This window comes from Shewanella sp. Isolate13 (assembly GCF_022398325.1).
In the GTDB taxonomy this organism is placed as follows: domain Bacteria; phylum Pseudomonadota; class Gammaproteobacteria; order Enterobacterales; family Shewanellaceae; genus Shewanella.
This window is the reverse complement of the sequence record NZ_JAKEVD010000017.1, coordinates 1-23,151: the sequence shown is the minus strand read 5'-3', so window position 1 is coordinate 23,151 and position 23,151 is coordinate 1. Positions and strand designations below refer to the sequence as shown.

The 23,151-nt window shown below is 45.9% G+C and carries 15 protein-coding genes, 1 tRNA gene and 1 rRNA gene; 9 read left to right on the top strand and 8 right to left on the bottom strand.

The genetic code is table 11. The annotated features are described in order from the left end of the window. Positions 1–29 precede the first annotated feature (29 nt). Positions 30–935: a LysR family transcriptional regulator gene (locus tag L1D44_RS12160; RefSeq protein ID WP_239890979.1), complete on the top strand. Its 906-nt coding sequence runs from the start codon at positions 30–32 to the stop codon at positions 933–935. Between the two features lie 113 nt (positions 936–1,048). Here L1D44_RS12160 and L1D44_RS12155 read toward each other — a convergent pair whose 3' ends face one another. Continuing rightward, positions 1,049–6,004: a S8 family serine peptidase gene (locus tag L1D44_RS12155; RefSeq protein WP_239890977.1), complete on the bottom strand. Its 4,956-nt coding sequence runs from the start codon at positions 6,002–6,004 to the stop codon at positions 1,049–1,051. 436 nt (positions 6,005–6,440) lie between these two features. Between L1D44_RS12155 and L1D44_RS12150 the strand changes: the two genes are divergently transcribed. Further along, positions 6,441–7,343: a LysR family transcriptional regulator gene (locus L1D44_RS12150; protein WP_239890976.1), complete on the top strand. Its 903-nt coding sequence runs from the start codon at positions 6,441–6,443 to the stop codon at positions 7,341–7,343. Positions 7,344–7,469: 126 nt separating this feature from the next. On the opposite strand, the gene L1D44_RS12145 is transcribed toward L1D44_RS12150, so the two are convergent. The 4 genes from L1D44_RS12145 to L1D44_RS12130 all read right to left on the bottom strand — a co-directional run bounded on the left by L1D44_RS12145 (position 7,470) and on the right by L1D44_RS12130 (position 10,644). Continuing rightward, positions 7,470–8,411: a DUF4097 family beta strand repeat-containing protein gene (locus L1D44_RS12145; protein ID WP_239890974.1), complete on the bottom strand. Its 942-nt coding sequence runs from the start codon at positions 8,409–8,411 to the stop codon at positions 7,470–7,472. A gap of 2 nt (positions 8,412–8,413) precedes the next feature. Next, the gene (locus L1D44_RS12140; RefSeq protein WP_239890971.1) at positions 8,414–8,944 is read right to left on the bottom strand and encodes a hypothetical protein; all 531 of its coding nucleotides are present in this window, start codon (positions 8,942–8,944) and stop codon (positions 8,414–8,416) included. After that, positions 8,937–9,482: an RNA polymerase sigma factor gene (locus L1D44_RS12135; RefSeq protein ID WP_239891072.1), complete on the bottom strand. Its 546-nt coding sequence runs from the start codon at positions 9,480–9,482 to the stop codon at positions 8,937–8,939. Before L1D44_RS12135 ends, L1D44_RS12140 begins: the two co-directional genes overlap by 8 nt. Positions 9,483–9,696: 214 nt before the next feature. Then, positions 9,697–10,644, bottom strand: a complete 948-nt coding sequence (locus L1D44_RS12130) for an ornithine cyclodeaminase family protein (RefSeq protein WP_239890969.1) — start codon at positions 10,642–10,644, stop codon at positions 9,697–9,699. Positions 10,645–10,883: 239 nt separating this feature from the next. On the opposite strand from L1D44_RS12130, the gene L1D44_RS12125 reads away from it, so the two are divergent. Further along, the gene (locus L1D44_RS12125; RefSeq protein ID WP_239890962.1) at positions 10,884–12,746 is read left to right on the top strand and encodes a methyl-accepting chemotaxis protein; all 1,863 of its coding nucleotides are present in this window, start codon (positions 10,884–10,886) and stop codon (positions 12,744–12,746) included. 187 nt (positions 12,747–12,933) lie between these two features. Here L1D44_RS12125 and L1D44_RS12120 read toward each other — a convergent pair. Next, positions 12,934–13,009: transfer RNA gene (locus L1D44_RS12120), tRNA-Phe, on the bottom strand. Between the two features lie 265 nt (positions 13,010–13,274). Between L1D44_RS12120 and L1D44_RS12115 the strand changes: the two genes are divergently transcribed. Further along, on the top strand, positions 13,275–15,389 hold the full coding sequence (locus L1D44_RS12115; RefSeq protein WP_239890956.1) for an MMPL family transporter: 2,115 nt from the start codon (positions 13,275–13,277) through the stop codon (positions 15,387–15,389). A 209-nt stretch (positions 15,390–15,598) separates the two neighbouring features. On the opposite strand, the gene L1D44_RS12110 is transcribed toward L1D44_RS12115, so the two are convergent. Then, on the bottom strand, positions 15,599–16,360 hold the full coding sequence (locus L1D44_RS12110) for an outer membrane protein assembly factor BamD (RefSeq protein WP_202722506.1): 762 nt from the start codon (positions 16,358–16,360) through the stop codon (positions 15,599–15,601). Between the two features lie 122 nt (positions 16,361–16,482). Between L1D44_RS12110 and rluD the strand changes: the two genes are divergently transcribed. The 4 genes from rluD (at position 16,483) to L1D44_RS12090 (ending at position 21,593) form a co-directional block, all read left to right on the top strand. Further along, on the top strand, positions 16,483–17,454 hold the full coding sequence (gene rluD / locus L1D44_RS12105) for a 23S rRNA pseudouridine(1911/1915/1917) synthase RluD (protein ID WP_239890954.1): 972 nt from the start codon (positions 16,483–16,485) through the stop codon (positions 17,452–17,454). Beyond that, positions 17,454–18,200: a peptidoglycan editing factor PgeF gene (pgeF, locus tag L1D44_RS12100; protein ID WP_239890949.1), complete on the top strand. Its 747-nt coding sequence runs from the start codon at positions 17,454–17,456 to the stop codon at positions 18,198–18,200. Before rluD ends, pgeF begins: the two co-directional genes overlap by 1 nt. Before the next feature lie 228 nt (positions 18,201–18,428). Next, entirely contained in the window at positions 18,429–21,002 is a 2,574-nt protein-coding gene (clpB, locus tag L1D44_RS12095; protein ID WP_239890942.1) for an ATP-dependent chaperone ClpB, read from the top strand. Between the two features lie 267 nt (positions 21,003–21,269). Next, positions 21,270–21,593 (top strand): hypothetical protein, encoded by a 324-nt coding sequence (locus L1D44_RS12090; protein ID WP_239890940.1) that lies wholly within the window; start codon positions 21,270–21,272, stop codon positions 21,591–21,593. A gap of 80 nt (positions 21,594–21,673) precedes the next feature. On the opposite strand, the gene L1D44_RS12085 is transcribed toward L1D44_RS12090, so the two are convergent. Next, the gene (locus L1D44_RS12085; protein ID WP_239890934.1) at positions 21,674–22,174 is read right to left on the bottom strand and encodes a DUF4124 domain-containing protein; all 501 of its coding nucleotides are present in this window, start codon (positions 22,172–22,174) and stop codon (positions 21,674–21,676) included. An 848-nt stretch (positions 22,175–23,022) separates the two neighbouring features. Between L1D44_RS12085 and L1D44_RS12080 the strand changes: the two genes are divergently transcribed. Next, positions 23,023–23,151, top strand: a 16S ribosomal RNA gene (locus tag L1D44_RS12080); the annotation flags it as partial.

Genomic DNA, 23,151 nt, shown 5'->3' with positions numbered 1-23,151 from the left:
TCTGTTAACAGTTGACTTTCGGATGAGTCTTGATTGAATTTAGACATTTAAAAAATTTTACTGTGTTAGCCAGAGAGGGAAATTATCAAAAGGCTGCGCAGAGACTGAACTTAGCACAGCCGTCACTGACTCGGAGTATTCAGCGTTTGGAAGGGTTGCTTGGGACAGAGCTGTTGATCCGTGGTCATCAAGCGATGTCGTTGACGCCATCGGGTGAGCTGGTGCTCAATCATAGTGAAAGCATCATTCAAGGTGTCGACACCTTGCGAAAAGAGTTGCAGTACCTGCAGGGAAAAAGCAGTGGCCACCTTGCGATAGGGACGAGTCCGGTTCCTGCAAACACCATACTTGGGCCTGCCATAGGTCGCTTTATCGATCGCTACCCCGATGTGCATGTTGAATTGGAAGAGGGCACTTGGCAGGCTAACTTAGTAAAATTGCTTCAAGGAAAATTATCTCTGCTGGTGACAGATGTCAGAGGAGAGGAAATAGGCCACGAAGCCTTAGTTCAATGTTTTAACCTACCCACCTATAACGCCGTTTTCTGTGCCAGAAAAGATCATCCTCTTGCACAGCGTGATAGTCTCAGTTTAGAGGATATTCGCCAATACCCCATCGCCATACCGAGGAATTTACCCGCAGGCGTTGTCGATATGTTTGGTGATCTCTTGTTTGAGTATCGAAGTGATTTTGCAGGGCTTTTACATTATGACGCTTTTCCGCCGATTAAGGCGGCCATGCAGCATTCGCAGATGTTAGCCCTAACCCCTCAGGTGGCGTTATTCGATGAAGCCGTGGCGGATGAGTTGCATATTTTTAAACCTGTCGACATGCCACAGTTGGATGTGTGTTTTAGTGTGGTGATGTTACGAAGTCAGGCAAGTGTTGCGGCTAAGCGTTTTTTACAGCTAATGCTTTCAAACTCAACAGCTTGAGATTTTTACCTCTTTGATAAAAAAGGGCTCTGATAATAGAGCCCTTTTTGTTATTTGCTGTTTTGTCCTGAGATAAGTCACTGTTTGACTTATCTCAGTTTGGTGACGATAGCTTAGTGATACTTTCTGCGACCCGCAGCTAGCACTCCGAGTAAGGCTAGCGCTAAGAAGCCTAAGCTACCACCGCTTGAATCAGACTCTGGTTGCTCATCTGGCGATTCTTCTGCTGGTGGCGTAGGTTCTACCCCATCAGAATTTACCGTTAGCATAAAGCGGGTTGACGCTTGATCCGAAGGGTAAGCCATATCATGCACCGTAACGGTAACTTCAGTTGTGCCATGCCAATCGTTGTCAGGCGTGATAGCAAAGCTGTCACCGTTAATCGTTGCTGTGATATTTTCACCGCTAACTATGATGCCGTTTGCAGTTCCTTTCACATCGTTGTACATCACGGTTATGCCTTCAAGCGTGGTATTTTCCTCCATTGTCATATCAGCTATAGGTGCAAGTGTAATATTACTTGGCGCAGCCAAGTTATGGGTGATAGTGAGTAACTCCGAGTCTGCATATTGGCTTGCGACTATCAGTGAGTTTTCGTTACCAATAGCGGATGCCGATACACGAGCAGAGAACTTAAGTGATACAGCTGTCTGCTCTGGACCACGGTAGTCGGCGCAGACAACCGTGCCCGCCGACACTTTTTCGTTTACATCTTTGTAGGCAAACCCATCGTTAAGCCATCCAAAGGCAGGCCCCATGCTTGCGCGCTCGCCCCAATATCCGTGCAGACCGATAGAGCCGAGGTGATCGTTGTTAGACTCTAGTGTCTTGTATGCAAAAATAATTTCAGGGGTTTCAGCATCGAAGCTGATATCGGTTGCAATAATGGTTTGCACATTGAACTTGGCATCAGGATCCGGGTTCGAGTTTCCGCTCAAGAATGCGCTCCATTCTTCACCACCATCCCACTGGAAAATATAGTGCTTATCTGTAATGGCACCATAAACGACATGCTCATAGCGGAAAGTCTCCCAGTTTAATGTTGGCTCGGGCATTCTCACATCACCACGCCACAGAGGAGCGACCATGGTATCGGGGAAGGTTTGGAAATCGTCATCGAACGGCAGATTCATATTCCAGAAGTCAGGCATAGGATCAAACTGTACATAACCAAAGGGCGAAATCGCGAGAATATCTTGACCAAACACTTCTGGATTACCGTAAAGCGGTACATGGGGTAAGCCGCTCTCACTCAGTGGGATGAATACCGTTTGATTCGACAGGCCTGAAATTCCCATATGATTGAAACCCTGCATAGGCAGATCATAGAAGGTCTCATCGTCACCATAAGGTACCTTACAGGTGGCATCGCTAAGGTTAGTGGTAAACACATAGTGGCGTGGCATGTCACTTGATGAAGGTTGAGTGGCATTCACGCTAATGTCATTGCCTTCGACCATGAGTCCATCTGTATAGTTACCGACACCACCCACACTGACTGAGTCTGTGATCAGTTGCATGCCATCACTTAAGCTCGCATTTAGACTAAACTCCCTTTCTCCTGCCAGTAAGTTGGGGGCTAAATTAACCACAAAGTCGACAATATCCCCTTCTTTAGCGGCAGTTTGCGAGGCGCTAACTTCTGTGTCCGTACCAAAGTGTTGTAGCTTAACGGCAAAGTCACCCAAGTTTGTGGCGTTGTACTCGTCACTGCCCATCGCAACCACACCGTAGTAGGTATCGCCTTCAACGGCTCCTGGGAGGTTATAGTTGAGCTTGACTTGATAGGGCGTTAAGCCATCGTTGGTTGCAGGACCTTCGGCACTAAGGTTGCCGTCATCTTCTCCTCCAACTATGCCTAAGCTTAGTGCAAACTCATCGGCAAGATTTTTTTCATCCTCATAGTCAAACTTCCAGTTTGCGGCAATGGCCCAGTATCTGCCAGGAACTGGGTTGTTGATGGCACAGAAGTCACCATTATCGGTCCATGAATAACATAGAGCTTCATCTAGCCATTGAATATCTTCGTCGCCATTTACATCCATACCTAAGTCAATAGAGGTATAGGCATGTTTAGGCGCTGAAAGCACTTCCCAGACGACACGTTTTGTCCCTTCTGGCACATCGAAGAATATGACTTTAGCACCACCATCTTCGATCTCTTGGCGTGTGAAACTGTCTGAGTACATTCTGACTTCGGCACGTTGAAGCTCTGCATCGTGACGCTCACCTTTATTAAGGCCGAAGATTTTCGAATTAAATGACTGGATCTCTGCGGTATTAAGCATTGGCGTTAGGGTGTGCCCTTGTTCTCTATGGATAATGCCTGAAACCTCAGAGGGAAGGGTGTCGCCGCTATAACGCACACCGACAGGAAGGTGCTGATTAGGTAAGGCGCTATTACTCGGTGTCAAGGATACAGCCCCTGATAGCTGAATGACTGAGGAGTTAGCTCCGATAGCTTCAATTTGTAACACTTTTGCTTTTAAGCTGATTGTCTGAGACTCGCCGGCTTGCAGAGTAAATTGCTTTGGCGAAACCTCGAGCTCTAGCATTGGTGCGCCGTCGATTTCAAGTGGGTTGGCATCCACACTCCAAGTACCGTCTTGGGTTGCGGTAACCGTCCGCATCCAACTACAAGTGCCTGGGCAGCTATCATGATAGAAGTAAGGCAGGTTGAGAGTATGGATGTTACCGCCATTATTTGGATTCGCAGCGCGGTAATTTTCAGCTGTCTCATCGAGTAATAATCCAGCTTGATTAGCTCGTGAAACATTAATGACGCCGCTACCAGCATCGCTATGACCTGCATCGACAGGATCGAATGGGTAGCCATCACGTGAACGGGTTACTCCTTCTAGTGAGGCGGTCGTCATTAGAGCGGACTGGATCTGAGCGGGTGTCCAATCAGGATGTGATTGACTCAGCAATGCCATTGCGCCGGCAACATGTGGCGCAGCCATCGAGGTACCGCTAATGGCGGCGTAATCGGCTGGCATACCATACATGCTAAAGGGCATTTCATCGGCCCATGCGGCATAAACATCGACACCGGGTGCAGCTACGTTGGGTGACATGACATCGGGCGCTTCTAGGTTAGGGCCACGGGATGAGAAATCGGCCACATAGTCGGCATTACCCTGACTAAGGAACACTTCAGAAGCGGTAATCGTTAGCGAGTGATCGCTTCCTGAGGCTAGCCAATCCTGTAGTCCAAAATAACCATTAGCATAGTTACCAGCGTAATTACCGTTATCTATGTTAATGCCTGGGATTGCGTAAGGGTCGTTATGAACGGGATCTGCGTAACTCGCATTCCAGAGAATAAAGCCTCCTGCACCACCGGATTGAACATTAGTTGCCTTGGTCACACGGGGGATATCACCGCGCTTACACACAACGATTGGGGCTGTTGAGAAAGGTGTGCCTTGTGGATCGGTGTCGAAGAAACCTTCTGGGAAGGGATCATTACACTTTTCATATTCGCTGCCGTAGGCTTTGGCTTCTATCACTGGGCCTGTATATTCCCCAGAGATCCCCGCACCCTCTAGATCTGGAAGAGGCTGGTCGCCCCCCGTAGCTGCTGTAATCATCTTGCCTTCAACGCTAATCTCTCGCCCGTGGGTAGTGGCTGCGACAGAGGTTAACCAAGGGGAGAAGTGATCAATTGCGCCACGTGCTTGGCTAGCATATTTGGGGCTATAGGAGTTACCCGCCGATGCGGAAACAGAGATCCCTGCTTCACGAGCGGCAAGAAAACCAAGCTCCATAGGGTCATCCCAGGGGAAAGTACCAAAGGTGCTACCTATCGAGTAGTTAATTACGTCAACACCATCGGCTACCGCATCTTCAATACCTGCAAGTAGTGCAGAGCCTGGACAGCCGCCATAGCCATCACCATAGCTACCATCACCTGGATAGCAGACTTGGTACATGATGATATTCGCTCTTGGGGCCACCCCTGAAATATGCTCAAATTGCAAGCCGGTTGAGACACCATCTCCTGTTTCACCTGGGCTGGCGACGACATGATCGACATTAAACAGTTCGTTACCAGCTGCGGTCGATGCGGTATGAGAACCATGGCCATTGTAGTCTTCACCATTTTGCGGACGTTTGGGGTCGGTAATATTCCAAGAGGGTTGATCGGGCTGGAATGCGCTGTCCATGTAACTGTCGGTGATACTTTCATAGGAGCGAATACCGATAAGCTTGTCGTTACACATGTTAGCAAACTCGGCTTTCTCACAGTCGCCTAAATAGTGGTTATAACGTGCAGGCATTTGATGGATGTAACCGTCACCAGCCACCGCCGCAAAGGAGGGGTGATCTGAATTGATCCCCGTATCGAGGACGCCGACAACTATGCCTTCACCTTTGTATTTATCATCCGCGGCAGAGCCAGTCCACAACCCATCTGCTGCGATATGCTTTGGCCCTGTATCACTATGAAGTTCATAGCGCTTTTCTAGACTAACATTACGTACGCCAGGCTCCTGAGCTAGTCTTGCCGCTTGCTCTTGCGTCATTTTTACGGCCATGCCGTTAAAGGCCAAGGTATAACGGTTTTTGAGTTCTGCCTGCCCTGATATCAAGGCTAAAACAGAGTCTTGCTTTTCGGTGAGGTAGCGACTGTAGCTCTTAACTGCACTACTTTGTATATCTAGCTTATTGTGTGATCTAGCATTGAGCATGACTGGCACACTATTCATCGTGGGAGAGGTTGCTTGATAATGTGCAGTCCCTCCTCGATATAGAGAGACGGGTTTATCACTTAGCTCCACAATGTAGGTTTGTTCACCGATTAGCCCGGCTTGGTATTGAAACGGAACCTTACTATCTGTCGATGTTGCTATGGCGCGATGAACGTTTTTGCCCATGTTGTTTCTGGCTGCATCGATACTGCCATTACGCTGCTTACGGTTTTTTATATCCTCATTATATTTAAGTATCGCATCGGTGATCTCGATACTGCGTATATTGTCATCAGTGCTTGAGCTGGCCGCCGCCCCAGCACTGGCGGCATAAATCGCCGCTAGGGTCATCAGACTTATTTTTTTTATTTTCATTGTTCTGCCTTTTGGTTGTATTTGTGCAACCCAATTGTTAATCGTTTGTTGTTTTTATGGCCAATAGTCAGAATGAATGCAGCGATAGCCGATAGGTATTTCAGTTTTTTTTATGAAGAATATGTTCAGTTTTTGGTTGAGTTATCTTCGCCTGTGTTTGCAAAAACGTTTCGCTATCGAGTTTGTGGTATTGAAATATCGATGTTTTATGCCGTTGAAATGGCCTAAGTCTGGGATGGTTACAATTGATACAAGTTGTCACACCTTGGCGAGGCAAAGCTTGAGTTGATGTTATATCTGGAATAGTTTGTTAGGGCTGCTGGGTTAAGTTGGCTTAATCGAGGGTTAACCTTCAACTGGTATGATCTATTTATTAGCTGAAGCTAATGACGCGTTTGAGTTTATTTAGATTAACGAATTTTTGTTGGGTGAGTATATGGAGTTAAGGCATATAAAACACTTTGTGGCGCTGGCTGAATGTAAGAGCTTCAGTGTCGCTGCAGATAAGTTAGCCATTACTCAACCCTCTTTGACACGCAGTATTCAGAAGATGGAGCAGAACCTTGGGGTGCAGTTATTTACTCGTGACTCACGGCATGTCAAGTTAACCTTTCATGGGGATCTAGTCTTAAAGCATAGTGATAAGATATTGAGTGGTGTATACCTGCTTGAGTCTGATATTAGAGTTAATAGCGGTAAATCAAGCGGTAAGCTGGTTATTGGCGGCGGCACGTTAGCTTCAAGTAATATTTTGAGTGAGATCCTTAGTGAGTTTTCAAGACACTCTCCTTCGATCAGTGTTGAGTTACGAACGAGAGACGTTAGTGAGTTGAGTGAATTGCTTTCTAGAGGGGAGTTGGACCTGTTTGTTTCTGAAACTAAAGTCACAGGCTTCGATAAACGAGATGATTTAGAAGTGATTAACTATTGTCACTCTCACGGTGTGTTTTGTTGTAGGCCTGAGCACCCACTCGTTAGAGAGGCGAACCTTTATACTCCGAGGTTAAAAGACTTCCCAATAGCCCTGCCTCGCGCTACCACCCATGAAATAGAAAATCAGTTTGGCGATCTATTTGATTCAAGTCGGCAGGCTTTCTCTGGCCTACTGAGATTTGAGATGTTTCAATCTATACGATTGCTGCTTTATAACAGCGATATGATAGGTCTTTTGCCTCAAGTGACTATTGAGGACGAGTTAGCAGCTGGGCGGTTAGTGCTATTAAACGTCAAAGATATGCCTCATATCAGTGTGGATTATGGTGCCGTTTATTTAAAGTCTCGTGCTTTAACACCTGCAGCAAAGGAATTTATCTCCTTTATTGGCACCGCGGCCAGTTAGACTAGGCGCCCCTTTTCTGGCAAAGCTCTAAAAAATAAAGGCTGCAACGCATAGTGGTTGCAGCCTTTGTTATTTGCGTGATGAAGTAAAGCTTGTATCTATTGGACCCGGTATTACTTTAATCGCTTACTTCAATAACTCAATTTTACCACTAATGGTAGAAGCGCTCAGCTCTGCACGACCATCGCCCGTTTGAAACTTTAGGTAGCTTTGTGGCGAGTACTTCTCTTTCGTGACTTTATCGCCGGTTAACTTGTTGCTGATCTTACCGCTAGGGCCGCCGTTAATATTGAAGCTGACATCGGTATTGCCGAGAAACTTAACCTCGATATCGCCACTAACACTGCCGAGCTTGGCACGGCTTAATAAGCTGTCGAGTGAGAGTTCTAAATCCCCGCTTACAGTCTTGACTGATAGTGTATCAACACTGCCTAGTGCAATAGTCGCATCCCCAGAAACCGATTCAATCTCCACCTTAGTCGCCTGAGTATCTGCTGTTAGCTCACCGCTTACCATTTGATAGCTTAATATGCCGGAGCTTTGGGTATCCTTGATGTCACCAGAAACCGTGTGCAGCTTACTCTTACCTGTAAGAGAGCGAGTAGTAATATCGCCAGATACTGTCTGAAGTAAGGTTTTGTCGCTTAGGGCATTGGCTTTGATATTGCCACTGACTGAACTGATCTCTAGCACGCCAGTTAGATTACCTAAGCTGTAGTCTGCCGATACCCCTTCGGCTTCAAGTTTGAGTTTACTAGGCAGTGTAATCACTAACTCGGAGCCCTGCTTGTTACTGCCGCTGTATTGACGCGGCAGGGTGTCTTCGATGAGTACTTTGTTGCCTTTGACGGAAAAGACAAACCCTTCGCTGAGATCGTCCAGTGTACCTTTTACGGTGATCTCATTTTTGTCCCAAGATTTAAAGCTGACGTTACCTCGCTGCACTTTTACTTTTACTGTGGGATTCGCCTCAACCGTTTGCTGTTGCTCGATGGCCTCTCCAGCAATGGCGATATGACTTAATAAAAGTGCACCTGCCATCAGCGTGCTGTTCAATAATGGTTTCATATTTAAGCTCCTTGGGGAAATGGGTTAACTGGTAGAGTCTGACCTTGTTGGAGTAACTCAATTTCTCGCTGTTGAGTCCAAAGCCATAGCTGCCAAAGTTCCTTGTCATTGGGGGTTTGCTGCAGGGCTTGATAGATCTGCTCTGCGGCTTTTCTGAGTTGTTCGATACCTTTGTCTAGCGGCAAGCCCAACTCGCTGGCTTGCCAGTTGGTAAGGTGTTGCTGCTGGCTTAACAGTTCGACCTGTCGCTGATGCTGCTGCTTTATCTCTGTTAGTGTGGCTAATAGGGGCGATGGCTTGGCCAACGTTGAAAACTCACCATTGTGTTGCCAAATATTCATGCCTAATAACCCCACTAGCAAAACGATGCTGGCAACAGCGAGACGCCTAAACACTGAAGTCTGTTGATGAGGCGGGTCAAGTTCTGCTTTATCTAGCTGGCGTTCAATGCCACCCCACAGCTCTTTTTGTGGCGCGAGCTCTTGCGGCGCCTGATTAATTAACTGGGTCAGTTTCGCGTTAGTATCATTCATGGCGGCCTCCTATATCGACTTGGCCTTGCTCTATAAGTGCCTCAAGTAACTTTTGCGCCCTGTGGTATTGCGCCTTACTCGTACCGGGCGCGATCCCCATTAGTTGAGCGACTTCTTCGTGTTTGTAACCTTCTAGCGCATGGAGGACGAAGACGATGCGTGCTCTTTCTGGCAGTTTGAGCAAAATTTTATCTAAGTCTTCATATTCATCACTGACACTCTGCAGATCGGTATCACTGCTAACAAACCGTGACCAGAATGAGCGGTGCTTCTTCAGGCATGATAAGGCTTGATTGACACTCAGGCTGTGTAGCCAAGTAGTGAATTGACTCTCACCACGAAATAGCGGCAACTTCTGCCAAAGCCTGACAAAGCAGTCTTGGGTTGCTTCCTCGGCCAGTGATACTTGGCCAGTGATCCTTAGGCAAAGCGCATATACACGCTGGTGGTGTAGCTGATAGAGCTGCTTAAAAGCGGACTTATCACCTAGCTTTGCCTTATCTATAAGTTCAGGCTCTAGAAGCGGCCTTGGCTCCATTACCCGTATTTGTGCCGTCACTCAACTTTCCTTGTACGCTGCTGATACTAATAAGACATAGCCAACAGATAAAAAGGTTTAAATGCAATAGAAATTATTTTTCTCGCAGAAAACGAGTAGAGGATTTTGGAGGCGGGTTTAATAAAGGTGTGAAGTGTACGAGTAATAAAAAGAGGAGCCTCATTAGCTCCTCTTCTTTAAGGATAAACCGCTGTTACTTTAGCTTAGAGAAGACCAGTTGGGCGCCGACAAGATCGGCCAATGCTGTACCGACAGTCTTGAAAATGGTGATTTCATCATTGCTAGTACGGCCTTTAATTTGTGCCGTACAAAGCTGGCCCAACTCCCCCTTAACTTGATCGAGACAGAAGGCCCCCTCTTCAATAGGCAGGAGCAGTTCACCCGCTTCCGCAAACACGTTGATTTTTGAATCGACAAATACCGAAGACTTGCGGATCAACTTGGTGTCGAACTCACGTCTGTCATGGTTATGGTTACCCACAAAGTCAGTATGGGTGCCCGGTTGTACCCAATCACCATCAAACAGCGGAGTCGGGCTTCCTGTTGCGCAGCTAATGATATCGGCCTCACGTACGCTCTGCTCAAGATCTGTGCATAGCATGACTTCGATATCTGGGCGTTTATTGCGGATAAGCTCTATCGTCTTACGCGCCTTTTCATCACTGCGGCCCCAAACACTGATTAGAGTGATTGGGCGCACGCTAGCATGAGCAAGTGCCATAAAGGAGGCTAAGTTACCTGTGCCGCAAACCAGCAGCTTGCTTGAGTCCTCTCGGGAAAGATATCTGCTGCCTAATGCCGAGATGGCTGCTGTGCGCCAAAAGGTGACGCTGGTGCCATCGACCAGCGCTTGTGGTTCGCCCGTTTCACGGCTAAACACTAGAATTTTGGAATAGAGGCTAGCAAGTTGTGGGTCTTTTTGTGGGTTGCCGGGGAAGTAGGTAAAGGCTTTCACGGCTATCGCCTTGTCATTCCAAGAGGGTAATACCGCAAATGCATCATGATGCTCACCTGAGTCATCAAGACTAAAGACTTGACGCTGTGGCATGCCTGCGGGACGAGAGAATGTCTCATCTAGGGCATTGATTAGATCGGGAAAATTAAGTGATTGATGAACTGACTCTGCATTGATGACTAACATGAAAACCTCCATTTAAGTATATTTTATACTATTTACGGGTTTAGTTTGAGTCAATGGGCTTTTAATTGTTGAACTATATTTCAACTTAATAATTAGAATGTTAGTTATAGTTTGCTGTTTTTGGCCTTTTTTGTAGCTAAATCTACTATATAATCGGCCGATAAGTTAAGTGACAGCCTTGGTCAAACGCTGCTTGCGTTAGCTAAGGGAGGCAAGTTGATAATAAATAGAGATGTAAAATGCTAATACGTTACAAGTTACTGTTAAGTGCTGGAGTGTCGATCACGGCGTTAGGCGCTATGTTTGGTCTTCAAGTTTATTTTAGTCAAGTGCAAACGGAATTAGCACAAGCATCGCAAGATATCTCGGGGCTTAAAAATGAGATTTTAATGCTACGTAAAGATGAAAAGGATTTTCTGGCAAGAAAGGATCTTAAGTATGTCGAGCAGCATATTTCCGACAATCGAGAGGCTCAGGAAAGAGTCGTTAAGTTAACGGAAGTATTCGATAAATACTCTATTCCAACAGCAAGCCTAAGCCAGTTCAGCCAAGAGCTCGGCCGTTATGAATCTGCTTTCAGCAATGTGGTTAGCCTAAATAAGCAGATAGGTCTTACGCCGAAAACTGGTTTATATGGCACTTTGCGAAGCGCGGTGCATCAAGTTGAAAGTTTGGTTGAGCAATATGATGAACCACAACTGATGGCGCAGATGCTGCAGCTCAGACGTGCCGAGAAAGACTTCATGCTGAGACGTAGCGAACGCTATGTGGCTAAATTTGATAATAATCTCGAGAAGTTTATCGAAATAGCGAATATGTCTCAGCTAGATGGACAGGCTAAGCTGCAGGTATTGGATAATATCCAACAATATAACGCTGACTTTAAAGCCTTAGTACAGAAGGAGAAGCAACTTGGCCTCACGATTTCTGAAGGTGAGCTAGGCCTATTGCGCCAAGCGGTCGCTAATACCGATAGTGCACTTAATCAGCTTGAGTCTTTAGCTATAGAGGCGATTAGCGATAAAGAGAGTTCGGCATTTATTTTTGGCCTTGCGCTTGCCGTCTTAATCGCTCTCGCGCTGGCGATTACCACCTTGATGATTATTCGTAGCATCATTGAGCCGGTTAAACGTATAACCGATGTGATCAGCCATATTGAGGAAAACAAAGATCTTTCGATGCGTTGTGATGCCAGCAGCGATGATGAGCTTGGTCAGATTGCCAAGCACTTTAACAGCATGGTAGAAAGCTTCCAGCAGCTTATCAACCAGGTGACGCAGTCGGTTGAGACCATGAACCAATCCTGCCAAGACTTATCGGGTAATGTGGCTCGGGCTTCACAAGGTGCTGAAAATCAGCTAAATGAAACCGATATGGTGGCGACGGCAATTACAGAGATGGGAGCAACCATTGATGAGATTGCTAAGAACACTGAGCTTGCAGCCAATAAAGCCAGTCTGACCCACGAAAATGCTCAAACCGGGCAGATTGGTGTGCAGCAGACAATTGAAAAGATTGAGTTGCTGGCCCAGCAGATCAACGAGTCTGCAGCCGTGGTGGCCGATCTTGAACAAGATAGCGAAACGATAGGCAGTGTACTCGATGTGATCCGTGGTATTGCCGAGCAGACAAACTTATTGGCATTAAATGCGGCGATTGAAGCGGCTCGAGCAGGGGAGCAGGGACGAGGTTTCGCCGTTGTTGCCGATGAGGTTCGAAGCCTCGCAATGCGAACTCAAGAATCGACAGAAGAAATTGCTGCGATCATTCAGACACTGCAGTCTCGTACTCACTCAATCGTTCAATTGATGCAATCTAGTCGTGAGCAGGGGAACGAAAGTGCTGAGCAAGCTGCATCGGCTGGTACACTGCTGGAGCAGATCAACGGTGACGTGACCAATATTATGGATATGAGCACGCAAATAGCAGCTGCCATTGAAGAGCAAAGTATGGTGGCCGCTGAGGTGAATCAAAATGTGGTGGTGATCCGTGATATCGCTCAGGAGACTGCTGAGGTTGCGACTCAGAACTCCAGCGCGACCGAAGAGGTCCGTGAGCGTGCCGAGTATCTGCAAGATGCGGTGAGTAAGTTTAAGGTCTAGCTCAAAAAACCATGCTTTAGAACAAGCCTCGAGTTTTCTCGGGGCTTTTTAGTTTGCTAAGGAGCGTATTGATTGGCATTAAATTTCAGGCATAAAAAAACCTCGCAGTGCGAGGTTTAGTTCAGTGAATTAAGGTCTTAATTTGCCTTGTCACTGGTTTAGCTGTTGCAACACCTAAACTGAATATTGGTGCCCGAACCCGGAATCGAACCAGGGACACGAGGATTTTCAATCCTCTGCTCTACCGACTGAGCTATTCGGGCAACGGGCGCTATTAAAAGGCTTTTACGGTTTTGAGTCAACCCATTTCTGCAAATAAGTGAGTTTTTTTGCTTGTCCGTTGAATAATTAGACATTTAGCTATAGAAGTAAGCAATAATAGTAAATCAATAACTTAATCTTGGAGCCTTGTGTCGAATATCGCGAGGGAGCTTGGTTCGAGGCTCAGATTCATTCGCCGCATATTGAAGGAGTAAGTGGTTGGACTATCTGCTTAGGATCATTTGGCGTATTCAAAGGCATCCCATAATGTTGTTTTTGCTGATCTCGGCCATGTTGCTGTTGAGTGTGGTGGGCCTCCCTCGACTCAGTCTGGATATGGACTTCAATGATTATTTTGCGCCATCGGATCCACGATTTGCAGCATTCAATCGTATGATGGACAAATTTGAGCGTCATGACCAACTCTGGCTATTGCTAGAAACAGATTTAGATTGGCGAGATAAGGGCTCACAGGCGCAATTAGTGACTTTTCTCGGTCAGCTTAATGCCAACCAAGATATTGCAAGTATTCAAGGTTACAACCAGTTTGTTGAAGGTCGTGCCAACCAAGATAAGCTTTTGACCTATAAAACTCACCCAAGATTAGCCACGGTACTGTCTCAAGATGGTAGGGCGCTATTGCTGCAGTTACAGCTCAGCTCCCATAGAACGCAAGATTTTAGCAATCAGAGTTTATGGTTAAATGATGTATTGCAAACGGTGGATAGCCAGGCTCGAGCGTATTGGCAACCTTTAGGCGTTACTAGCTATTTAAATGGTACTCATGCGCTTAATTGGCAATATGGCAAGGTGCTAATTCATGACTTAAGTTGGTTTGCTCCCGCGTTATTAGGCATTATCTTTTTGATGGCGTTGTTGTTTATTCGGCAGAGGTTATGGGTCTTTGCACTCAGTCTTAATAATATTATCACCTTAGTCTTAACCGCAGGGGTAGCGGCTTGGCTAAAATTGACGCTCGCGGCAATTACCGCCTTTGTGCCTGTGATTATTGTTACCCTAGGTTTTGCTTATGCATCTCACCTGTATTTTGGTTGGCGAACAGAGATTAGTCGTGGTCAAACAAATGAGCAGGCACTAAGGCATACGGTAAAGATTAATCAGGGACCACTGTTTTACTCTAGCGTCACCACAATATTTGGCTTTAGCCTATTGATGCTCAGTCCATCTCCCCCGATTCAAAGTTTTGGTTTGCTGGTGGGCTTTGCGGTGCTTTGCAATTACCTGCTAACTCTCACTAGTCTTATCTATTTTGCTCGTTACTCCAAAGTCTCATCGAGTAAGGGGCTAGACTTTTCGGCTGTCATTCATATTGCGAAGCTCAATGCCAAGCGTCCGTTGGCAGTGATGACGGGAATCGTTTTGATAAGTGCTCTGGCGCTGCTCAGCGTGTCAAAGTTGACCCTAAATGACGATCCATTAAGTTACTTTGAACCCACAAATCCTTTTGTCCTCTCTAGTCAGAAAATGACTCAATACTTCAGTGGCATCAACCTGCAGCATTATGTGGTGACTTCAGCGAGTGATGAGCAGCTTGCTAAGACCGAGATAAGCTTCATCTATAAATTCAGTCGTTTCTTAAAACGCCAACCTGAAGTCATTAAGGTGCAGCATATTGGCGACTGGATTAAGAGTGCGGGCATTGGACAGAATCAGTTTAAACAGATCTTGGCGAATAACTCGGCGGCAGAGCTCGGACTTTCCAGTGAGCTGTCGGCAGATAAGCAGTCGAGTCTGGTAACCTTATACTTGCAACCAATGACGGCTATGGAGTTGATTAGCTTTGAACAGAGGGTCGATACCTGGCTCTCAGAGCATTCCGGTGTTGTTAAGGTAAGCCCCCCAGTTGCCAGTAATTTAATGTTCGCTCATCTAAGTGTCGATAATGCCAATAATATGCTGCTGTCATTTGCAGTGGCATTGATGGCTTTGGCGATTCTATTGAGTTTACTTAAGCGTTCAGCGTTGTTTGGTTTGATGGGGCTATTACTTAACTTCCTGCCTTTGCTTTGGGTATTTGCCCTTTGGCAGCTCAATGGCGGCTTTATTAGTTTGGGCACGGCGGTGGTACTTGGCATGATGCTAGGGATTATTGTCGATGATACGCTGCATTTGATGTTAAAGCTGCCTGATAGCAAAGCATTAACCGTGACGTCTATGTGGCAGAGCCTGCACACGGTGTTGCCGGTCATTAGCTTTACCACACTGACCATTGCACTGGGATTTTCCGTTGGTTTATTGTCTGCGTTTACGCCTATTGCTCAGCTGAGCCTACTCTCATGCTTAGTCGTGGTATTTGCTTGGGGTTTTGATGTGTTGATGTTGCCGGTACTTTATCGGCGCTGGGTTATACCTAAGCTGTAAGCCGATAAGCGTCACGGATAGAGAAGGGCTTAATCGTGACTGGTAAGTTTATCGCGAGGAAGCAGCTTTGGTATTAATTTTAGTCTGCAGTTTATTAGTGAAAAACCTTAACGAGGACTAATTAGTTTAGAGAGTGTGGAAAATCGAGCAAAAAATAAAGGCCTCTGAAAGAGGCCTTTATTTATTGTCAAATATGCTGAGCTAACGGGTTATTTAGCCACTAATTTATTATCAGGATAATTGGCCTTCATCACCATGAGTACATGATCTTTAAGCTTTTCTTGGCCAAGTTCGCCATAGGCTGTAGACATGATCTCTAATGCTTTTTCAGTTGATGGTGTACCTGGGTAGGTCTCTAAAACTGACTGGGCGCGGATTGCTGCAGCGCTCCATGCATTCATTTTTATGTAGTATTCAGCTACCTTGATCGAGTAAAGTGCCAGTCTATTTTTTAGGTGCTGCATGCGTTTTTGTGCATCTGCTGCATACTTACTGTTTGGATAAGACTTAATTAGTCTATCGAAATCTTTGAATGCATCTTGCGCAGCCTTTGGATCGCGGTCAGAACGATCGATATTTAGCATATCGTGAAACAGGTATCGATCAGACTGCATATTGACTAGGCCGCGCATGTAATAAACATAATCAATATCTTTATGAGTTGGGTTTAAGCGAATAAAGCGATCGATATTCGCAATACCTGACGCTGGATCGTCAAGTTTGTAATAGGCATAAATAAGATCAAGTTGAACCTGAGTCTTGTGCGGACCAAAAGGGAAGCGCGAGTCCAAGGCTTCTAGAGAGCGGACAGCTTTGCTGTAATTACCTAGTTCCATAGAGGTTCTTGCTTGAGAATAGAGCACTTCTGGAGAGCTCTTTGTCATCGCAGGGTCTTCGCCCTGTTTACTACTACAGGCCGTAGCTGCAAGTGTGATAAGGACTACAGCGACACTTTTGGCAATTTTATGCATACTTGAATTCGATTCTTTTAAAGTTATTGTTAAGAATTTTTCCATTTCACGATAAAATAGAAACAATCCGATTGTAACAGATAGTAAACATTTTTGGACCCAGAAAAGTGGGTACGGTTCATATGACACAAGAGATTAATCTAAAAAGCGAGATCACAGCAACACAAACCGGGCAAAGATTGGACCAGACTCTGGCCGAATTGTTCCCGGATTACTCGCGCACACGTATTAAAGAGTGGATTTTATCAGGTTCAGTCTTTATTGATGGCGAGGTTTCTGACAAGCCTAGAACTAAGGTGCTAGAAGGTCAGGATGTAACCGTAAACGCCACACTGGAAGAAGAAACTAAAGCCGAAGCCGAAGCGATTGATCTAGATATCGTCTATGAAGATGACCATATTTTGGTGATCAACAAGCAAGCGGGTTTAGTGGTTCATCCTGGTGCGGGTAACCAAAGCGGTACCTTGATGAATGCATTGTTGCATCATTGCCCTGGTATTGAGTTGGTGCCACGTGCTGGTATTGTGCACCGTCTGGATAAAGACACCACAGGTTTGATGGTGGTGGCTAAAACCGTTGAAGCGCAAACCCACTTAGTGGCAGCGCTACAGGCGCGTGATATTACCCGTGAATATGAAGCGATTGTCACAGGTACTATTATTGCTGGTGGTACAGTCGATGAGCCAATCGATCGTCACCCGACTAAGCGTACCCATATGGCAGTAGTTCATAATGGTAAGCCAGCGATGACTCACTACCGCGTAGCGGAAAAGTTTAGAGCGCATACACGTCTAAGACTGCGTCTAGAGTCGGGTCGTACTCACCAAATTCGTGTACATATGGCACACATTGGTCATGTATTGGTTGGTGATCCTGTTTATGCGGGTCGCCCACGTCCACCAAAAGGTGCTGCACCGGATTTCTTCGAGACTTACATGGGCTTTAAGCGTCAAGCACTGCACGCGGTAAGACTTGAGCTAGCGCACCCATTTACCTGCGAAATCATGAGCTGGCAAGCGCCAATCCCTGAGGATATGGTGAAGCTGACTAAAGCGCTACGTAAAGACACTGAAGAAAATCCGTCAAGCTACTAATGACGACGAAAATAGAAAATTCAGCTTGGTTTATCCCACCAGGGGTAAACTTGGCTTTTTCTACTCGAGAAGGTGGCTGCAGCTTGCCACCTTTTGCTAGCCTTAATCTCGGGCTGCATGTTGGCGATGACCCGCAAAAGGTATTAGCTAACCGTCAGCTTATTGAGCAGCAGCTCTCTCTTCCTGCAACCCCTGCTTGGCTTGAACAAATTCACAGTATCGATGTCATCGATGCGGACAACTCCCGTGTTCACCATGCCGATGGCAGTTATACTCGTCGTTCAGATCAAGTGTGTGTGGTAATGACGGCCGATTGCTTGCCAGTGTTATTGTGCGATGAAAATGGTACCGAAGTCGCAGCTGTACATGCCGGCTGGCGCGGATTATGCGATGGGATTATTGAAGCGGCTATCGATAAGTTTACTCATCAGCCAACTGAGTTGGTGGCTTATTTAGGACCAGCGATTGGGCCAAGCAAATTCGAAGTAGGCGCTGAGGTTAAGGCCCAGTTTGAGGCCAAGCATCCACAAGTCGCGAAATTTTTTACGCCGCATACAGATGCTAATGGTCAGGCTAAGTTCCTAGCTGATATTCAAGGTCTTGCAGAATTTAGATTGGCTTTGTTAGGGGTAAAGCGTGTTTTTAAAGATCAACGCTGCACCGTTTCTGATGAAAGCAACTTCTTTTCCTATCGCCGCGATGGCATTACCGGCCGTATGGCATCATTTATTTGGCTTAATCGCTAACTTTATTACTTAGCGTTGACTTGATTTTGTTCAAATAGCCCCCATCTTTTAAGTAACAAAGATTCTGTACCCATAGCAGAGTCATCTTTTCTTATGTGAATAGAAGTGCGAATGGATTTATATCGTTTATATGTACGGTATTAATGCTATCCAATTCGGTTTCTCGAAGCTGATATGCAATGTTCATTGCCTTTTATTGACTAATTTTAATGAGTTATCGGAGGATTTATGCGACTCGATCGTATGACCAATAAATTCCAGATTGCTATCTCGGATGCTCAGTCATTGGCACTAGGCCGAGATCATCAATTTATCGAACCGTCACACCTGATGATGGCACTGCTAAATCAAGATGGTGGTTCAATTCACCCTCTACTGACTCAAGCGGGGATCCAAGTGAGTACCCTGCGCTCTTTATTGAGTCAAGATTTAGAGCAAAGACCGCAAGTCGAAGGGACGGGCGGCGATGTGCAGCTATCCCAAGCATTAATTCGCCTGCTTAATTTATGCGACAAGCTAGCGCAGAAGCGCAAAGACAAATTTATCTCTAGCGAACTGTTTGTATTAGCGGCACTCGAGGGCAATGATGCTTTAGCGCAAGCGCTGAAGCAGTCTGGTGCGACAAAAGAGTTAATGGAGTCGACCATTGAGCAGATCCGCAATGGCCAAAACGTTGATGACCCTAATGCTGAAGATCAACGCCAAGCGCTGAAGAAGTTTACCGTCGATCTTACCGAACGAGCGGAGCAGGGTAAGTTAGACCCGGTTATTGGTCGTGACGATGAAATTCGCCGTACTATCCAAGTGCTGCAGCGTCGTAGTAAGAATAACCCTGTGCTGATTGGTGAGCCTGGCGTGGGTAAAACGGCAATTGTTGAAGGACTCGCTCAGCGGATCATTAACAATGAGGTTCCTGAGGGCATTAAGAATAAGCGTGTTTTGTCATTAGACATGGGCGCGTTAGTGGCTGGTGCTAAATACCGTGGTGAATTTGAGGAACGTTTAAAAGCTGTGCTCAATGAGCTTTCTCAAGAAGAGGGACAAGTGATCCTCTTTATTGACGAGCTGCATACCATGGTCGGTGCGGGTAAGTCTGATGGGGCGATGGATGCAGGTAATATGCTTAAACCTGCTCTGGCTCGTGGTGACTTACACTGCGTAGGTGCCACAACACTGGATGAGTATCGTCAGTACATTGAGAAAGATGCAGCTCTTGAGCGTCGTTTCCAGAAAGTCTTGGTTGACGAGCCAAGTGTTGAAGACACTATCGCGATCTTGCGTGGTCTTAAAGAGCGTTATGAGTTACACCATCACGTTGAAATTACCGATCCTGCTATCGTGGCGGCGGCGAGCATGTCGCACCGCTATATCTCAGATCGTAAATTGCCTGATAAGGCGATAGACCTGATTGATGAGGCGGCATCGAGTATCCGTATTCAGATTGACTCTAAGCCAGAATCTTTAGACAGATTAGAGCGGCGTGCAATTCAGTTAAAACTGGAAGAGCAGGCGGTAAGCAAAGAGGAAGATGAAGCGAGTTTACGCCGTTTAGAAGTGTTGCGCAGTGAGCTGAAAGATATCGAGGCAAAAGCGGCAGAGCTAAATGAGATTTGGCATACCGAGAAGGCGGCATTAGCGGGAACTCAGCATATTAAGGCTGATCTTGAGCAAGCTAGAATGGATATGGAGGTGGCTAAGCGTGCAGGTGACTTAACTCGTATGTCGGAGCTGCAGTATGGGCGTATTCCAGAGCTAGAAAAGCAGCTTGATCTTGCTTCGCAAGCAGAGATGCAAGATATGACGCTATTGCGTAATAAGGTCACCGATGTCGAGATTGCCGAAGTGCTATCTAAGGCCACAGGTATTCCTGTGTCTAAGATGCTTGAAGGTGAGCGCGACAAATTGCTTAAGATGGAAGATGCGCTGCATGAGCGGGTGATTGGCCAAAATGAAGCGGTCGATTCGGTTTCCAATGCTATTCGTCGTAGTCGCGCAGGTTTAGCCGATCCTAATCGCCCAATTGGTTCGTTCCTGTTCTTAGGCCCAACTGGTGTGGGTAAGACTGAGCTGTGTAAGTCACTAGCCAAGTTCCTGTTCGATACCGAGTCTGCATTAGTGCGAATCGACATGTCTGAATTTATGGAGAAGCATTCGGTATCGCGCCTAGTCGGTGCCCCTCCAGGATATGTGGGCTATGAAGAGGGAGGTTACTTAACTGAAGCCGTGCGACGTAAGCCCTATTCGGTGATCTTGCTTGATGAGGTCGAGAAGGCACACCCTGATGTATTTAATATCTTGCTACAGGTATTAGATGATGGTCGCCTTACCGATGGTCAGGGGCGTACGGTAGATTTCAGAAACACCGTTGTGATAATGACTTCGAATCTAGGTTCTGATCTTATTCAGCTCGGTTTCGGTACTCAGTCCTATGATGAGATGAAGTCAGATGTGATGCAGGTAGTGACGCAAAACTTCAGGCCAGAGTTTTTGAACCGTATCGATGAGGCTGTTGTGTTCCATCCATTGGATGAGCAAAACATAGCCCATATTGCCGCGATTCAGATTGAAGGGCTTAAGAAGCGTCTTGCCGAGAAAGACTACGGACTAGAGATGACTGATGAGGCACTATCACTGATTGCACGAGCGGGGTTTGATCCTATCTATGGTGCAAGACCGCTTAAGAGAGCGTTGCAGCAAGAGGTTGAAAACCCATTGGCGCAGCAGATCCTCAGCGGTGAACTCTTGCCGGGTAAGGATATTAAGGTTTCGGTTGCTGATGATGCCTTGGTCTTTGCACAATAAGTTAGAACCTAAGCATTAGCTGTTTAGTGGAAGGCTTCAACTTAGGTTGAAGCCTTTTTTGTTTGAAAAATTAACCATAACACATCGTTGATAATGTATATTCGGGGTAGGTGGCGATTAATTAACCTAAATCTATTTACTTTCAATAGCTAACTTTTACCGTTTGGTTATTTAGTTGAGTTGGTAATATTTGAGTAATGGACAATACTCAACGTTAACGTTGAATAAGCTATTTTGACACTTGATATGGACACGGAGCAGAGCATCATGAAAAAACAATTAGCCCTTATCGCATTAGCTTCCTTAAGCGTGATTGGCTGTACAAGTTCTAATTATGAGAAAGAGCAAACGTCCGCGCCATATATTGGCGAAGGTAATAAGGAATATGAGAGTCTCTATCATTATGGTTATTACCGCGGCTGCAAGAATGCCTATGTGATGAAGCAGCAACAAACTGAATTATATGACTCGATAAAGAAAGATACCGCACTTGATGGAATAGATCGCTTCGACTCAGGTTGGGATGCTGGCCTTAAAGCGTGTGAAGATGGAGTGCCTCGCTCTATGTATAACTTAAAAGCGAATAAGTAGCGTGACTCGGTAAGAAAACAGACTCAATCGAGTCTGTTTTCTTCGGTAAAATTCGAGAGCCGATGAGGCGTCAATGAACTCTATTTTACGCAAAAGAGTTTAATCTTCTGCTTATGCTCGGCGATTGCTGCTTGTCTCTGCTCTTCCGTCATCGCAACAACCTTACCTGACTCTGCATCTTTCTTATTTAATTTACTGTGAGTTGTAAGCACATTAAGGCTATGTTGAGCGTTCTTACAGATCCCTTCCGCTTGTTTCTTATCGTTCTGGGTAATGGCTGCAGCTTTCTTCTCTAAATCTGTTGGAGCCTTATCTGCTACCGATGCGGATGGCGCTACTGTGCCTATCTGCTTGGGCTCGATATCTTCACTATAGAGTTTATCTGGATTGCTTCGTTCTTGAGTATTTTCAGGTGGCTGTTGACTATAGTGGGTAACACCTTTGTCATCGACCCAGGTGTAGATAACATTGGCTAGGACAGGTGAGGATGAGAGCGCAATAGCCAGAAGTGCGCTAGCCACGGTATTTGCGCAGTTTGGTATCGAAAGGTTCGTGCTACCTATTTTTATTGTTTTAGTCATTTTGCTATCCATAGTTAAAATGAATCTTCACTAATAAAGTGGGGAGATCTTATGCTTCATGCTAGCGTGAATACTTTAGAATGCCAATATGGCAATAAACTATACAATAAGTAGCACTATATAAGAGGTGGCAATAGATTTAGGGAGAGCCTTAAGGTAAAGGAGTTGCTTCTTAACTGGCGGCAAGAAACTGTCAAGTCCCCCTTAGATAGGAGCAGAGCTAGGCTCACATCTATGTTGAACTAAGTGCTTTTGCTGGATTAAACCGCATAGTGGCTCATTAATGTTCGTTTAGTTAAGTTATTTAGATTTTATTGAAAAAGCCCCTTGCGCTCATCTTAAATCTCCCTATAATGCGCATCCACTGACACGGCACAGCAGGCCACCTACCCAGCGTTAAGCTAGATAGGGCGGGACTTGCAGCAGAGTTAGAGAGATTAACTTCTACGGAAATTAACCTCAGGTGACAACCGCTTTAAGAGCTTCGGGTAGCGACTTCTGATTAAGAAATCACCGCTTGAAAAACTTCTTAAAATAAGCGCTTGACGCCGACACTGGAGGGTGTAGAATACGCCTCCTCAGCCAAACGACCTAAGCGTCTAAGGCGAAGTCTGAAAGGCGACTTCACGCTCTTTAACAATATGACAAGCAAATCTGTGTGGACACTCACAGAGATTAAGTTATTCGAAACTGTCTTACTTCTTTCTAGTAAAGAGTGAAGCAGTCAAAAATTTACTTAATGAATGAGTGTTCATAGCAATATGACTTTTGTCTTCACTTTTTTAAAAAGTGAAAGCAAAAAATACAGAATTCATTGAGCCGTTCGACGTAGTCGAACAAAAAAACTTTAATTGAAGAGTTTGATCATGGCTCAGATTGAACGCTGGCGGCAGGCCTAACACATGCAAGTCGAGCGGTAACACAAGGGAGCTTGCTCCTGAGGTGACGAGCGGCGGACGGGTGAGTAATGCCTGCCT